This window comes from Ruminococcus sp. AM31-15AC (assembly GCF_003462045.1).
Taxonomy (GTDB): domain Bacteria; phylum Bacillota; class Clostridia; order Oscillospirales; family Ruminococcaceae; genus Hominimerdicola; species Hominimerdicola aceti.
On the sequence record NZ_QTYG01000006.1, the window covers coordinates 25,401 to 38,516 of the forward strand.

A 13,116-nucleotide genomic window follows, 5' to 3' on the forward strand; every position below is an offset into this window, starting at 1 on the left:
TACTGAGAATATTAAAATTCTCATATTTGTTATTATTATAGCATATTATATATACAAATAAAAGGGTTGTGAAAATTTATTAACATATTTTTTCCCTTTGTAACAAAACATGCCTGCAAGAAAACGTTATCTATATCCACTTTGATAATTTTCACATCTGTTACATAAAAACGCCTCCCGTTTTACACCATATTGTTATAAAGTAAATGTAAATCGTAACCGAATTTTAATTGACAGAACAGCTTATATTCTGTATAATTAAAGATGTGGACACGAAATGTGTCGAACTTTAGTCAATGAACCGAAAGGAAGAATATAAATAATGCCTGACAACAGAAACAATAAAGGCTACTATCGTCCTGAACAGAATCGCAGACCGCAGGGTCAGAACAGACCTCAGCAGCAGGAAAGCTCCACTTGGCTCACTCCTACTGTAAAGGGAATAATAGCGATACTACTGACTGTACTTGTGGTAGCCATAGTAATAATGATATTTGCAAAAACTCTTTTTGTGAACACCAACACCACTCCGAAAAAGACCGGTACGATAACTTCTACGGAATACATTCCGCCAAAGACCACCACAACTTCGGAAAAGCCACAGGAAACATCTAAAAAGTCCAAAAAGACCACTGAGCCTGACGAAGATCCATATGACGGTGATAAAGATGACAACGGTGACGCTATTGGTGATATCCAGTGCATAAGTGCAGTTTATCTCCACCCACAGCCTACATCGAGCAGTGAAAACCTTCTTACTATCCCATCGGGTGCGACCTGCAAATACTACCGCAACGAAAACGGCTGGTATTATGTTGAATATAATGGCACAAAGGGCTACGCATGGCAGACATTCTTCTCGACACCACCACAGTAATGTGTTTTACGATTTCTTAAATAACGCAGAAAGTGCAGCATGGAAATATGCTGCACTTTCTGTTTATATACGCAAAAAAAGCGGAGGTGTTTTCCTCCGCTTGATGTAGCTTATCATATAGATAGAACGTGTTAAATAGTGGGCGAACGCTGTTCGCCCCTACACACAAATGTTACAATTAGAGTTCTACCTTGTAATCCTCTGAGCCTACACCCTTTACAGTGTAGTAAGCAACGCCCTCTTCAGGCTTGATGTATACTGAAACTGTCTTTGGTGTTCTGTGACCCTTTGCCTTGTAGTCAGCCTTTGCAGCAGCCACTACAGCTTCAACATTTATCTCTACGCCTGCGAACTGAACGAATACCTCGTCCTTTATCTCAGCCTCAACTGCTTTCTTTACAGTTTCCTTCTTTGCCTTTGTTGCCTTTGCTGCGGTCTTTACTGCCTTTTCTGCCGTCTTGACAGCTTTCTTTGCTGTTTCCTTTACTGCTGCGCCTGTCTTTTCAGCAGCAGACTTTACCTCAGCCTTGACTTCCTTTACAGCTTCTTCTGCCTTCTTGTCAGCGGCGATCTTCTTTTCAGCCATTGTAAAACCTCTCCTTTAAAAGTGTTACTAATTACTTATCCACAGCCTCTTTAAGAGCCTTGCCTGCCTTGAATGCAGGAACCTTCTTTGCAGGAACATGGATAGGCTTCTTTGTTGCAGGATTGATAGAATCCTTAGCTGCACGATCTCTTACCTCAAATGCACCAAAACCTACGATAGATACCTTTTCGCCCTTTACAAGTGCCTCTGTGATAGTTTCTGTTACAGCCGCAAGTGCCTGCTCTGCTTCCTTTTTAGAATAGCCGCCCTTTTCTGCTATTGCGGATATCAGATCATTTTTTGTCATTTTGAATCTACCTCCGTTATAATTTTTTACATTGTTTTTATGCTGTTATTATAACGTATTTGACCCCTATTGTCAATTAATTTGCCTGATTTTGCGTGCTTTCTTGCAATCTTTGTAGCTTTACATAAAAAAGAGGCATAGTCACCGCTTGATTTTTGTACTTATTCACACGTTGGAAATAGTATTTATAATTTAGCCATAATTAACTTTAGATCAGCATCATTATTTTTTTATAAACGCCTATTTTTCGTGCTCTGTAAAAATCACCCACAAAATATTCTTACATATATTTCATTTCAAAGTTCATTAAATATTTACATTCTTTTATATATTCTCTCATGCAACATAATTCATTTTTTCAATCCGTATTTTTCATAAAAAGCCTCAACATCGCTGTCGCTTTTCACAAGCTCGGGATACATTATCTCACGAGTGTTGCGGTTATAAAAGCCGATAGTTTTCTCGCCGGTACAGGTGCTTGACATTATTTTTATCTCCATTCCCCTGCACTCCTCAGGGACGGGCTTGACAGTTTTCTTTTTGAAAATTCCCACGGAAATTCCCCCTAATATTTTTTCAAACGTCTTATGTAAGCGAAAGTGTAGTCCTCGCCTTTATCACGAAGCATTGTAAGAAGCTTCTCCAAAAGGTCTGATGTTTCAGGGTGGATGGCTCTTGTCTTTTTTGCTCTTAAAAAGTACGCAAGAGGTGCACCGTCGTCGTATTTGTCTTTCATATATATCTTGCTTGCGGCAACTCTGTCGCAGAACATTTCTTTCACATATTTAAGAGGCATTTTCACAGGGGTCATCAGCTTAGTCCGCAGGTCATAGTCCGTCCAATATTCAAAGTGATGCTTATTTCTTCCCTTGTGATGCATCCAGCCGTAAGAAAATCCGTATTCTTCACGCTCTGCTTCATGGGGCGAACGTGTGCCTTGATAATATTTACAGCCCTTGAGAAACTCCTCCGGGGAATATTTTGAAAGGTCATGCCTCAGACCCTGCCACAAAATGCCTGCCTTATAGCAGTTTTTTATCACTCCGTGGCGATGTCTTGTAATGGTCTTGAAATGCTCCCATGCCTTTATCAAAACGCTCATCTCCTCTGCATTTCATCTTGTGACCTTATTATACTACTTTTGCTTTATTATTTCAACAGCCTGCGGTCATTTTCTGCTGCCGCAGATATCAAGCAGGGGACACTCGCTACAGCGTTCTCCCCTTGCCTTGCAGTATTCACGTCCGAACAGCACAAGGCGGTGACAGAAATCAGAGGATCTCTCAGGGGGAAGTATCTTTCTCAGATCCTCTTCCACCTTTGCAGGCTCTTTATTTTTTGTAAGCCCAAGTCTTCCGCATATCCTTATACAGTGGGTATCGGTTACCACCGCAGGCTTATGAAAAACATCTCCCATAACAAGATTTGCCGTCTTTCTGCCTATGCCTGCAAGGGTAGTGAGCTTTTCTATGGTATCAGGTATCTCACCGCCAAAGTTATCCATTATCTGTCTGCACATTGTTACGATAGAGCGAGCTTTTGTTTTATACAGACCGCACGGGCGTATTATCTCCTCGATATCAGCGACATCTGCGTTAGCAAAATCCTCAATGGTCTTATATTTTGCAAAAAGCTCTTTCGTAACGATATTCACCCTTGCGTCTGTACACTGTGCAGAAAGTCTGCCTGCTATCATAAGCTCGTGGGGCTTTTTATAGTCTAGAGAGCATATGCCCTCGGGGTAGACCTGTTCCAGCCTTTCCACTATCATTTGTGCACGTTCTTTCTTTGTCATCGGTACTGCTCCTTTATTTATAAGTGCTTTATTACTTTATATTGTACACTTTTTTGCAGGATTCGTCAACCAAAATTTCATATCAGGGACGATATTCCAGCGGATTTGTGCGTTATATCGGCATAAAAATGCGTTTTGTCATTTTTGCGGGCTGAAACAGCTTTGGTCACAGCGCAATGATTTGTCGACATTTCACGGAAATTTTACACGAATTATGAATTTATAATCGTGATTTTACTTCACATTTCAAAAAAAGGCTATGATTTTTATACAATTTCAATAAAATTATGAAATTTTGCATTTTACTACTTGCAAATTGCAAAATAGTGTGCTATAATAAGTAGGTGATGTGCGGAATGAGTAAAAAAGCCGTGCACAAATTATAATTTATAAGATGGGAGTTTTAATAATGGCTTTGAACAATGCGTATCTTGAAAGCGTTTATGAGAAGGTTGAGAAGAGAAATCCCGGCGAAAAGGAATTCCTCCAGGCAGTATATGAGGTACTGGAAAGCCTCATTCCTGTTGTAGAAAAGAGACCTGACCTTGTTGAGGCAGGTATAATCGACAGAATAGTTGAGCCAGAAAGACAGATCATTTTCCGTGTTCCTTGGGTAGATGACAACGGCAAGGTACAGGTAAACAGAGGTTTCAGAGTTCAGTTCAACTCTGCTATAGGACCATACAAGGGCGGTATCAGACTTCACCCTTCAGTATGTGCATCAGTAATCAAGTTCCTCGGCTTCGAGCAGATCTTCAAGAACAGCCTTACAGGTCTTCCTATCGGCGGCGGTAAGGGTGGTTCAGACTTCGATCCTAAGGGCAAGTCTGACGGAGAAGTTATGAGATTCTGCCAGAGCTTCATGACAGAGCTTTGCAAGCATATCGGTGCTGACACAGACGTTCCAGCAGGTGATATCGGTACAGGTGCAAGAGAGATCGGCTATATGTTCGGTCAGTACAAGAGGATCAGAAACGAGTTCACAGGCGTTCTTACAGGTAAGGGTCTTTCATACGGCGGATCACTTGCAAGAACAGAGGCTACTGGTTATGGTCTTTGCTACTACACAGCTGAGATGATCAAGTGCATGAAGAACGAAACATTTGCAGGCAAGACAGTTGTTATCTCCGGTTCTGGTAACGTTGCTATCTACGCTACACAGAAGGCTACAGAGCTGGGCGGCAAGGTAGTTGCACTTTCTGACTCTAACGGTTATGTATACGATCCAAACGGCATCAATCTCGATGTTGTTAAGCAGATCAAGGAAGTTGAGAGAGGCAGAATCAAGGAGTATGTAAACAGAGTACAGGGTGCTGAGTACCACGAGGGCTGCAGCGGTATCTGGACTATCAAGTGCGACATCGCTCTTCCATGTGCTACACAGAACGAGATCAACGAAGAGTCAGCTAAGGCTCTCGTAGCTAACGGTGTATTTGCTGTTGCTGAGGGTGCTAATATGCCTTCAACTCCAGAGGCTATCGCTGTATTCCAGAATGCAGGCGTTCTCTTTGGACCAGCAAAGGCTGCTAACGCAGGCGGTGTTGCTACATCAGCTCTTGAGATGTCACAGAACAGTGAGAGACTTTCTTGGACATTCGAGGAAGTTGACGCTAAGCTCAAGAACATCATGACAAACATCTTCCACAACTCATACAATGCAGCTAAGGAGTACGGTCTTGAAGGCAACCTCGTTGCAGGTGCTAACATCGCAGGTTTCCTGAAGGTCGCTGACGCTATGAAGTGGCAGGGTATCGCTTACTAATAAGAGCGTATAAACAAAGCTATATACGAAGCGGACGGTTTTTATGCCGTCCGTTTTTTGTTATATTTCAAAGACGCATGGAACGTTCCCACACGTCTATTTGACCTGATTTTCTTTTATTATCCTGCCACGCTCAAAAGCACAAGCATTCTCAAGCGTTGTGCGGCTTATGGCGGCTAGGGCTTCTTCGGTGAAAAAGCCTGATGAGAGGTGACGATAACGTTAGGAAAAGACAGAAGCCTTGCGGTCACGGAGCTTTCTAGGATATCCTCCTGTCGGTTTTCAAAGACGTTCTCTGTTTCTTCTTCATAAACATCAAGACCCACTCCGTGGAATTTTCTGCTTCTGATACCTTTTATAAGGTCTTCGGTATTCACAAGCGCACCTCGGGAGGTATTTACGAAAACAACATTCTCTTTCATAAGGGAGATAGTTTCAGTATTGATAAGATGATAGCTTGCCTCGGTCAGCGGGCAATGGAGCGAGATAAGGTCGCTTTCTCTCAGGACTTCGCTAAGGGGATAATATTTCACGAAGTCAAGGTCAGGGTTTTGATAAACGTCATAAGCTATAACACGCATACCAAAGCCGTGGCATATCCTGCACATTGCCGCACCTATCCTGCCTGTGCCTATTATACCAGCAGTCTTGCCATGGAAATCAAGTCCCATAAGACCATTCAGGCTGAAATTGTTCTCTCTTACCTTTATATAGCCCTTGTGTATTCTTCTTGTGACTGCAAGCGCAAGCGCCATAGCGTGTTCTGCCACGGCTTCCGGAGAATACCCAGGCACTCTAAGCACTGTTATGCCGTATTTATCGGCGGCTTTTATATCAACATTATTATAGCCTGCACATCGCATAAGAAGAAGCTTTACACCGTGTTCATGGAGCCGTCTAAGCACTGAGCCTGTTATCGTTGAGCTTACAAAGGCACACACGCCCTCACAGCCCTCGGCAAGCCTTGCTGTGTCTTCCGTCAAGTCGGCTTCAAGGTAGACGCTTTCTATATCGGGATAGTTTTTTCGCTGCTTTTCAAATGAATCTATATCATACTGCTTTGCGTCATAGAATATTATTTTCATGAAAACTCCTCCAAATTTTAAAGTATTCCATTTTACGCTTGTATTTTTTGCAGCTGTTTATAAAAATATACGGTTTTTGCCTTAATAAGATAAAATTATCAAAGGTTGACAATTGTGCGTAAATAGGATATAATATAGGTATCGGTATGTAAAAATATACTTTAAATATACTTTAAATGCCTGTTTTCTACAGAAAGGATATGATGCCAATGTCACAATTTTCGGAACTTCTCAGAGAATACATAAAGAAAAAAGATATTACTATAAAAGCCCTTGCCGAAAAATGTGGTATCGACAGAACATATCTTCATAAGATACTCAAAGGGGAAAGGAAAGTGCCAAGCGTAGATTTTGTAGAAAATATAAGCTTGCAGCTCATGCTTTCCACAGAGGATAAAAGCAGGCTCATGGAGCTTTATAACATTTCTGAGATGGGGGAAGATGTCTACAATCGCCGTAAGCAGGTGTCAAAGATAATACACGATATGGCAAACACAAACATGGAAGATCCTGACGCTCTGACTTTCAAGACAGAAGTTGATATTGACTCTGTGCCTGAGATATCCATCTACACCGACAAACGTGAGCTTAGAAAAAACCTGCAGGTGCTTATATGCAGCGATGTTCATAATGGTTCTGACATTCAGGTCATCGCTCAGCCAACAGAGTTTCTTACCAATCTGCTGTCCATTGCCGCAGAAGGCAGCGAGTCTACCATAAACCATCTGTTCTTCTTTGACAACACCTCAGGTGAAAAAACCACCGCAAAATACAATCTGGATATTTTTCCGTTCATATGTCACCTTGCACAAAAGCATGAAAAATATGAGGCTTTTTATTATTATGAGGGTGCGTCGGCATATTTCAACTCCACGAACATCATGCCAAACATAATGATAACGAATAATTTTCTGATCAGAACAGACAGCGATTATTGCGAGGGAGTTATATACAGATCTAAGCCTATGGTTGAATTTTATATGCGGCAGTTTGAAAAGTTCAAGACAAAATGTGCAAAGCTTCTCGACCACGCCGTGGATATTTTGGAATATGTTTACTTTTGGTACGATGACAACGCAAATTTCATCGGCGTGGATTTTCAGCCATGCACCATGCTTTGTCTTACAGAGGATATATACAACGCCCATGCACTTTTGCCAGCTGACGCAAAGAAATTTGTAAAAGCAAAGCTCACCATGGGCAAGAAGGCTCTTTCTGAACACAAATTTGTAAATCTGTTCAGTGAAAAGGGTCTTGCAGAGTTTATGACGACGGGAGAGATCTTTGAGCTTCCGAGAAATTCATATACTTTTCCCACTCTTGCAGAACGCAAGATAATGCTACAGATAATGATATCGCTTTGTGAAAACGGCATGGCAGACTACAGGATAATAAAGGACGACTATTTTGCGGTGTCGAAAAATCTTTGTATCAACATTTCTGACAACACAAGTCTTAACATCGTTGCCAGAAACAACTGCTTCTCTGATTTTTCTTATTTGAAGATAAGCGAAACGAGCCTTGTTCAGGCTTTCTGGGATTATTTTCAGCACTTTATAGATTCTGACGCTGTTTGCTCACATGAAGAAACTATCGAGATACTCAGGTCTTATTTATAAAAAAATGGGCGACCAAAAGCCGCCCACTGTAATGATATTATGTAAGCTGTTCACGCATTAAAGTGAGCAGCTTTTTTTCACGTCTTGACACCTGCACCTGTGACATACCAAGTTGTTTTGCCGTTTCCATTTGAGTTTTATTCTGAAAATATCTCAGGTATATAAGCTTTCTATCCTCCGCTTCAAGGGAAGCTATGACCTGACGGAGAGAGAGCCTGTCAGCAATTTCTATGTCAGGAGCGTCAACAGGGATATCTATTTGTCCGTGGCGGTCGTCTTCATCTGAGCTTTCAGTAAGACTAACAGGGGGCAGGGCGACGTTCATGGCTAGAGTAACGGCTTCTTCGCTTTCTCCTGACAGCTCACAAAGCTCGCTTACTGTAGGTTCTCTCCCCTGCTGTATGGAAAATCGCTCACGCTCTCTTACAAGGCGCATGGAAAGCTCTTTTATGCTCCGTGACACTTTTATCGTGCCACCGTCACGGAAAAGCCTTTTTATCTCCCCTAATATCACTGGCACTGCATAGGTGGAGAATTTCACACCACGGTCGCTGTCAAAGGCTTTCGCAGCTTTTACAAGACCTATACAGCCTGCACCGTAGAGGTCGTCATACTCTATGCCACGGTTGCGGAAGCGGTTTGCGCACAGGTGAACAAGCCCCAGATTTTCTTCTGCAAGAGGGGTCTCGACTATGCTGCTCATTTTATACTCTTTCTTTCAAGGTTTTTTCAAGGATAAGGGTAGTTCCTTCTCCAAGCTTGCTGCGCACCTTCACTTTATCCATAAAGCTTTCCATGACCGCAAAGCCAAGGCCTGCTCTTTCCTCCTCAGGTGCAGTGGTGAAAAGCGGCTGCATAGCCTGCTCTATATCAGCGATACCGCAGCCCTTATCCCTTATTTTTATGTAGACGTGTCTGTTCTCGAATATCCTTATCTGCATGAATATCTCCCCTAGGGTGTTTCGGTATCCGTGGACAATGGCGTTTGTGACTCCCTCTGACACTGCGGTCTTGACATCTGCAAGCTCGTCGATCTGAGGGTCAAGCTGAGTAAGGAAACCGCTGACTGCAACTCTAGCAAAGCGCTCATTTTCAGAATAGCTGGGAAAACTGACTTTCATTTCATTAAGGGGTTTTCGTTTCAATTTTATCACTCTCCTTTGTTTTGTCATCGGGGCTTTCATTCTGTTCCTGAGCTGCTTTCTTCTCTTGTATATACGGAGCAATATCCATAACTATCTTTGTGAGTCTGTGCATACCTGCAAGCTGCAAGACCTTTCGGATATAAGCAGGAGGCGACGCCACTATCACCTCGCCACCCATTTCTGACATTATCCTGTATCTGCCCATAACAAGTCCGATGCCTGAGCTATCCATAAAGGTCACCTGAGAATAGTCGAGGATAAGGGTAAGAGGGTTATGGCTTCTAATGGCTTTATCTATCTCTCCCCTGAAATATTTTGCTGTATGGTGGTCGATATCGCCGCATATCTCTGCCACAAGAGTTCTGGCTGACGGATAGTTTTTTATCTCCACATTCATGCTTTATCATTCCTTTCATTTTTTCGTTTTATCCGCTGAAAATATATTATCACTTACAGTGGGATTTTTTTGTCGCATTATTGTATGAATGGAAAAAGGGCATAAAAAAACAGGAACACACTTTTTTGTGTGTCCCTGCCTTTGACATCATTATCTTTCATAGATATCACGCCTGTGACCTATCTCCAGTACCAATATCAGAACTTTATCGTCTTGGATATCTGCAATAAGGCGGTAATCGCCTATTCGATATCGCCACTGACCACTCCTATTGGCGGTAAGCCTTTGCCGTGACTTCTGGGGTCTTCACAACCCTCAAGATTTTTTCTGAGCCAACTCAATATCATTTTCGCCGTGTATTTATCAAGCTTCTTGATAGTCTTTTTGGCTCTTTCCGTAAGTTCTACCCTGTATTTCATAAGCCAAGCTCTTTCTCAACCTCGTCAAGGGAATAGCTTACAGGATTTTTCTTGTATTCCTCTATGGCTTCATTATAGAGTTTCAAGTCAAACTCGTCCTCTATACGTTCCAATACAGACTTTCTTATTAGCTCAGAAACAGTTATTCCGTACATATCTGCATAGGCTTTTATAAGCTTTGTGTCCTCATCGTTAAGTCTTACTGATACATTCATTGTAAGCACCTCCTCTTGTATTACATTGTAGCACAAAATTATAATTTTGTCAATGGATAAAAAACAGAGACACACATTAGTGTGTCCCTGCCTAGGAAAATTATTATGTTCTATGCTTATGTATTAAAGTCCGTTAGGATTATTCTTAATGAAGTTCCAGCTGTCTGCTGTCATTTCATCAAGACCATACTGTGCTTCCCAGCCAAAGACCTTCTTTGCCTTTGCTGTATCAGCATAGCAGGTTGCGATATCGCCTGCACGTCTTGGTTTTACCACATATGGGAGCTTCTTTCCGCAGGCTTTTTCAAAGCTGTGAAGAACGTCATAAACGCTTGAGCCTTTTCCTGTGCCGAGGTTTACAGCTTCAACACCCTTGTTTTCCATTACATACTTGACTGCACAAAGGTGACCCTTAGCAAGGTCAACAACATGGATATAATCTCTTACACCTGTTCCGTCAGGAGTATCGTAATCGTCACCGAACACGCCAAGCTTTTCAAGCTTTCCTACTGCTACCTGACAGATGTAAGGAAGCAGATTGTTTGGTATACCGTTAGGGTCTTCGCCGATAAGACCGCTCTTATGTGCGCCGATAGGGTTGAAGTATCTCAGAAGTGAAACTGACCAGTCGTTGTCGGAAACATAAACGTCTCTCAGTATCTGCTCTATCATTACCTTTGTATAGCCGTAAGGGTTTGTTGCAGATGTTGGCATATCCTCAGTATATGGAGCTTTGTTCACAGGACCGTAAACTGTTGCGGAAGATGAGAAAACTATCTTCTTGCAGCCGTATTTTCTCATTGCCTTGATAAGCATGAGAGTGCCTGTGATGTTGTTGTGGTAATATTCAACAGGTTTCTGAACAGACTCACCAACCGCTTTAAGACCTGCAAAATGTATAACAGCGTCTATCTTGTTTTCTTCAAATATCTTTTCCATAGCCGCAAGGTCAAGAAGATCAGCCTCATAAAAAGCAAAGTCCTTGCCTGTTATCTTCTTTATTCTGTTAAGAGCCTCCGGCTTTGAGTTTGAAAAGTTATCAACTATAACTACTTCATAGCCTGCTTCAAGAAGCTCAACGCAGGTGTGGCTTCCGATAAATCCTGCTCCGCCTGTAACGAGTATTTTTGCCATATTCTTTACCTCCCAAATATGTCAGGTTTTTTCTTACACTTACATTATACCATATTTTCACGTTTTTGCAATACCATTTTTGTTTCAAACGCATGGATTTTTGTTGCAAAGAGAATAAAAATATGCTATCATATCTATAACAGACCATCTCACAGAAAGGAACACACAGAATGAATACAGACCGCCATTCCTTTAAATCAGACCAGACGGACGCACTTTCGCTGTCAGTATACAACGTGGGCTATGAAAAATGTCAGGGGCTTCACAGTTGGGGAAGCGGCGTTCGTGACCATTATCTTATCCACCACATCATAAGTGGCAAGGGCATATACAAAACGCCGCAGGGAGAGTATCACCTTAGCGCAGGGGACACTTTTCTCATTTACCCCTACACTGTTATAACATACACTGCCGACAAGAACGACCCATGGGAATACTACTGGGCAGGCTTCAACGGCTCTGACGCTGAATTTATCCTTGATCGTGCAGGCTTCACAAGAGAGTGTCCCGTTATCTCCGCAGACTTTGGAAGCGAGCTTAAAGACAGTCTTGAACGCATTTATCGTCTTAGTGGAAACAGAAGCTCAGACCTTGTGAAAATGACAGGTCAGCTTTACATCACGCTGGGCATTCTTATGGAACGCTCGGGAAGTCAAAGCCGTTCTGGGAGCACCGCAAAGGGATATGTCACAAAGGCGAAAAACTACATTGCACACAACTACACCCTTGGGATAGGGGTCGAGAATGCCACCGATTTCGTTGGCGTGAGCCGTGCCACGCTATATCGAGCTTTCATGGAATACGAGGGGCTTTCTCCTGCACAGTATATAACTGATTTCCGTGTGAACGCCGCCTGCCGTTTGTTGGAAGAAACTGAGCTTCCTGTGTCGGCCGTGGCAAGGTCGGTAGGGTATAATGACAGCCTTTATTTTTCAAGGATATTCCACAAGACAAAGGGTGTGTCACCTACGGAATACAGGGCTGACGCTTTGTGTACAAAAGGTGAAAACAAGGCGTTTTCGGTTGACAAGGGTATATAAATGAGATATAATAAATAGGTATAATCAGCTACGAAAGGGTCTTAAACAATGAATTTCTTTATGGTCGGCTCGTTTTTCATGCTTTTCATGCTAAACGCAGGCTGGACTTCTAATTACGTTATAAAGCTTGTAGGCTTTTTATTTTTCGCAGTGGGAACGGCTGAGGCGGAAGAACGCACTGACGCTTTCGCACATCTTAAAAAGCCTGCTTACACTTCTTCCGCTATGTGCGCTCTTGCGGTGGTATGTCAGCTTCTATTGAAGCTTCTCTCCCCTGCGGCAATGGCGGCGAACGTTATAAGCATTTTGCTGTCGGCGGCAACTGTCTATATGTCACTGAACCTTATGAGAATGTTCCTTGTGGCGCTTGACAGCCACAGAGAGCTTGTGGAAGACGTTTCAAACATTGTAAGGCTTCAGGGCAGTTTCAACAAGCTTGCTCTTATGACGTTTATTTACTTTGGCGGCGACCTGCTCAACAGGCTAATACCAATAGAGTTCGTCACCACCCTTGCAGGCGTTATTGCGGCAATAGCAAAAATACTTGTGTATATTTTCCTGCTCATCATGCTTTACAACTTCAACAAGCTGAGGACAGATTATGAAAAACGCCGTGAAAGAGAAAACAAATAAGGATATTTCAAGAACGTCATGTTCACAAATGGCGTTCTGTTTTGTGTATAAAGGCAACAAAGAATAGGAGAACGAAAAATGCTATCAATAATAATACCAAGC

At 42.4% G+C, this 13,116-nt stretch carries 16 protein-coding genes and 1 pseudogene; 5 read left to right on the forward strand and 12 right to left on the reverse strand.

What is annotated here, in order from left to right; genetic code table 11:
- The first annotated feature begins 322 nt into the window (after nt 1-322).
- Nucleotides 323-877 (forward strand): SH3 domain-containing protein, encoded by a 555-nt coding sequence (locus DW793_RS02855; protein ID WP_118157009.1) that lies wholly within the window; start codon nt 323-325, stop codon nt 875-877.
- A gap of 178 nt (nt 878-1,055) precedes the next feature.
- Here the strand turns inward: DW793_RS02855 and DW793_RS02860 are convergent, their stop codons facing one another.
- From DW793_RS02860 to nth, 5 genes are all read right to left on the reverse strand, one after another.
- Nucleotides 1,056-1,463 (reverse strand): DUF6465 family protein, encoded by a 408-nt coding sequence (locus DW793_RS02860; RefSeq protein ID WP_117891225.1) that lies wholly within the window; start codon nt 1,461-1,463, stop codon nt 1,056-1,058.
- A gap of 31 nt (nt 1,464-1,494) precedes the next feature.
- Nucleotides 1,495-1,770: an HU family DNA-binding protein gene (locus tag DW793_RS02865; protein ID WP_022286828.1), complete on the reverse strand. Its 276-nt coding sequence runs from the start codon at nt 1,768-1,770 to the stop codon at nt 1,495-1,497.
- Between the two features lie 350 nt (nt 1,771-2,120).
- Nucleotides 2,121-2,324, reverse strand: a complete 204-nt coding sequence (locus DW793_RS02870) for a hypothetical protein (protein ID WP_038670658.1) — start codon at nt 2,322-2,324, stop codon at nt 2,121-2,123.
- 11 nt (nt 2,325-2,335) lie between these two features.
- Entirely contained in the window at nt 2,336-2,872 is a 537-nt protein-coding gene (locus tag DW793_RS02875) for a DUF5662 family protein (RefSeq protein ID WP_038670656.1), read from the reverse strand.
- Between the two features lie 66 nt (nt 2,873-2,938).
- A complete protein-coding gene (nth, locus tag DW793_RS02880) occupies nt 2,939-3,565 on the reverse strand; it encodes an endonuclease III (protein ID WP_117876321.1) in 627 nt (208 codons plus the stop codon).
- Between the two features lie 409 nt (nt 3,566-3,974).
- On the opposite strand from nth, the gene gdhA reads away from it, so the two are divergent.
- Nucleotides 3,975-5,327 carry an NADP-specific glutamate dehydrogenase gene (gene gdhA / locus DW793_RS02885; RefSeq protein ID WP_117876322.1) on the forward strand — a complete coding sequence of 451 codons (1,353 nt, stop codon included), beginning with the start codon at nt 3,975-3,977 and terminating at the stop codon, nt 5,325-5,327.
- Nucleotides 5,328-5,503: 176 nt separating this feature from the next.
- On the opposite strand, the gene DW793_RS02890 is transcribed toward gdhA, so the two are convergent.
- Nucleotides 5,504-6,412 (reverse strand): 2-hydroxyacid dehydrogenase, encoded by a 909-nt coding sequence (locus DW793_RS02890; protein ID WP_390624611.1) that lies wholly within the window; start codon nt 6,410-6,412, stop codon nt 5,504-5,506.
- Between the two features lie 209 nt (nt 6,413-6,621).
- Here DW793_RS02890 and DW793_RS02895 point away from each other — a divergent pair, with 209 nt between their 5' ends.
- Complete coding sequence (locus DW793_RS02895) at nt 6,622-8,031, forward strand: helix-turn-helix domain-containing protein (protein WP_181988271.1); 1,410 nt, start codon at nt 6,622-6,624, stop codon at nt 8,029-8,031.
- Nucleotides 8,032-8,068: 37 nt separating this feature from the next.
- Here the strand turns inward: DW793_RS02895 and DW793_RS02900 are convergent, their stop codons facing one another.
- The 6 genes and pseudogenes from DW793_RS02900 to galE all read right to left on the reverse strand — a co-directional run bounded on the left by DW793_RS02900 (nt 8,069) and on the right by galE (nt 11,341).
- Nucleotides 8,069-8,734: a sigma-70 family RNA polymerase sigma factor gene (locus DW793_RS02900; protein ID WP_118157011.1), complete on the reverse strand. Its 666-nt coding sequence runs from the start codon at nt 8,732-8,734 to the stop codon at nt 8,069-8,071.
- Nucleotide 8,735: 1 nt separating this feature from the next.
- Entirely contained in the window at nt 8,736-9,152 is a 417-nt protein-coding gene (spoIIAB, locus tag DW793_RS02905; protein ID WP_117863155.1) for an anti-sigma F factor, read from the reverse strand.
- A gap of 4 nt (nt 9,153-9,156) precedes the next feature.
- The gene (locus tag DW793_RS02910) at nt 9,157-9,573 is read right to left on the reverse strand and encodes an STAS domain-containing protein (RefSeq protein ID WP_117928104.1); all 417 of its coding nucleotides are present in this window, start codon (nt 9,571-9,573) and stop codon (nt 9,157-9,159) included.
- A 150-nt stretch (nt 9,574-9,723) separates the two neighbouring features.
- Nucleotides 9,724-9,992, reverse strand: a pseudogene (locus DW793_RS02915) (type II toxin-antitoxin system RelE/ParE family toxin).
- Nucleotides 9,989-10,207 carry a type II toxin-antitoxin system RelB family antitoxin gene (relB, locus tag DW793_RS02920; protein WP_118124598.1) on the reverse strand — a complete coding sequence of 73 codons (219 nt, stop codon included), beginning with the start codon at nt 10,205-10,207 and terminating at the stop codon, nt 9,989-9,991. The pseudogene DW793_RS02915 and the gene relB overlap by 4 nt, the downstream one beginning before the upstream one ends.
- A 123-nt stretch (nt 10,208-10,330) precedes the next feature.
- Nucleotides 10,331-11,341: a UDP-glucose 4-epimerase GalE gene (galE, locus tag DW793_RS02925; protein WP_118157012.1), complete on the reverse strand. Its 1,011-nt coding sequence runs from the start codon at nt 11,339-11,341 to the stop codon at nt 10,331-10,333.
- A gap of 170 nt (nt 11,342-11,511) precedes the next feature.
- Between galE and DW793_RS02930 the strand changes: the two genes are divergently transcribed.
- Together DW793_RS02930 and DW793_RS02935 are read left to right on the forward strand one after the other, a co-directional pair.
- The gene (locus tag DW793_RS02930; protein ID WP_117938759.1) at nt 11,512-12,381 is read left to right on the forward strand and encodes an AraC family transcriptional regulator; all 870 of its coding nucleotides are present in this window, start codon (nt 11,512-11,514) and stop codon (nt 12,379-12,381) included.
- 48 nt (nt 12,382-12,429) lie between these two features.
- Entirely contained in the window at nt 12,430-13,014 is a 585-nt protein-coding gene (locus DW793_RS02935; RefSeq protein ID WP_038670641.1) for a hypothetical protein, read from the forward strand.
- Nucleotides 13,015-13,116 lie beyond the last annotated feature (102 nt).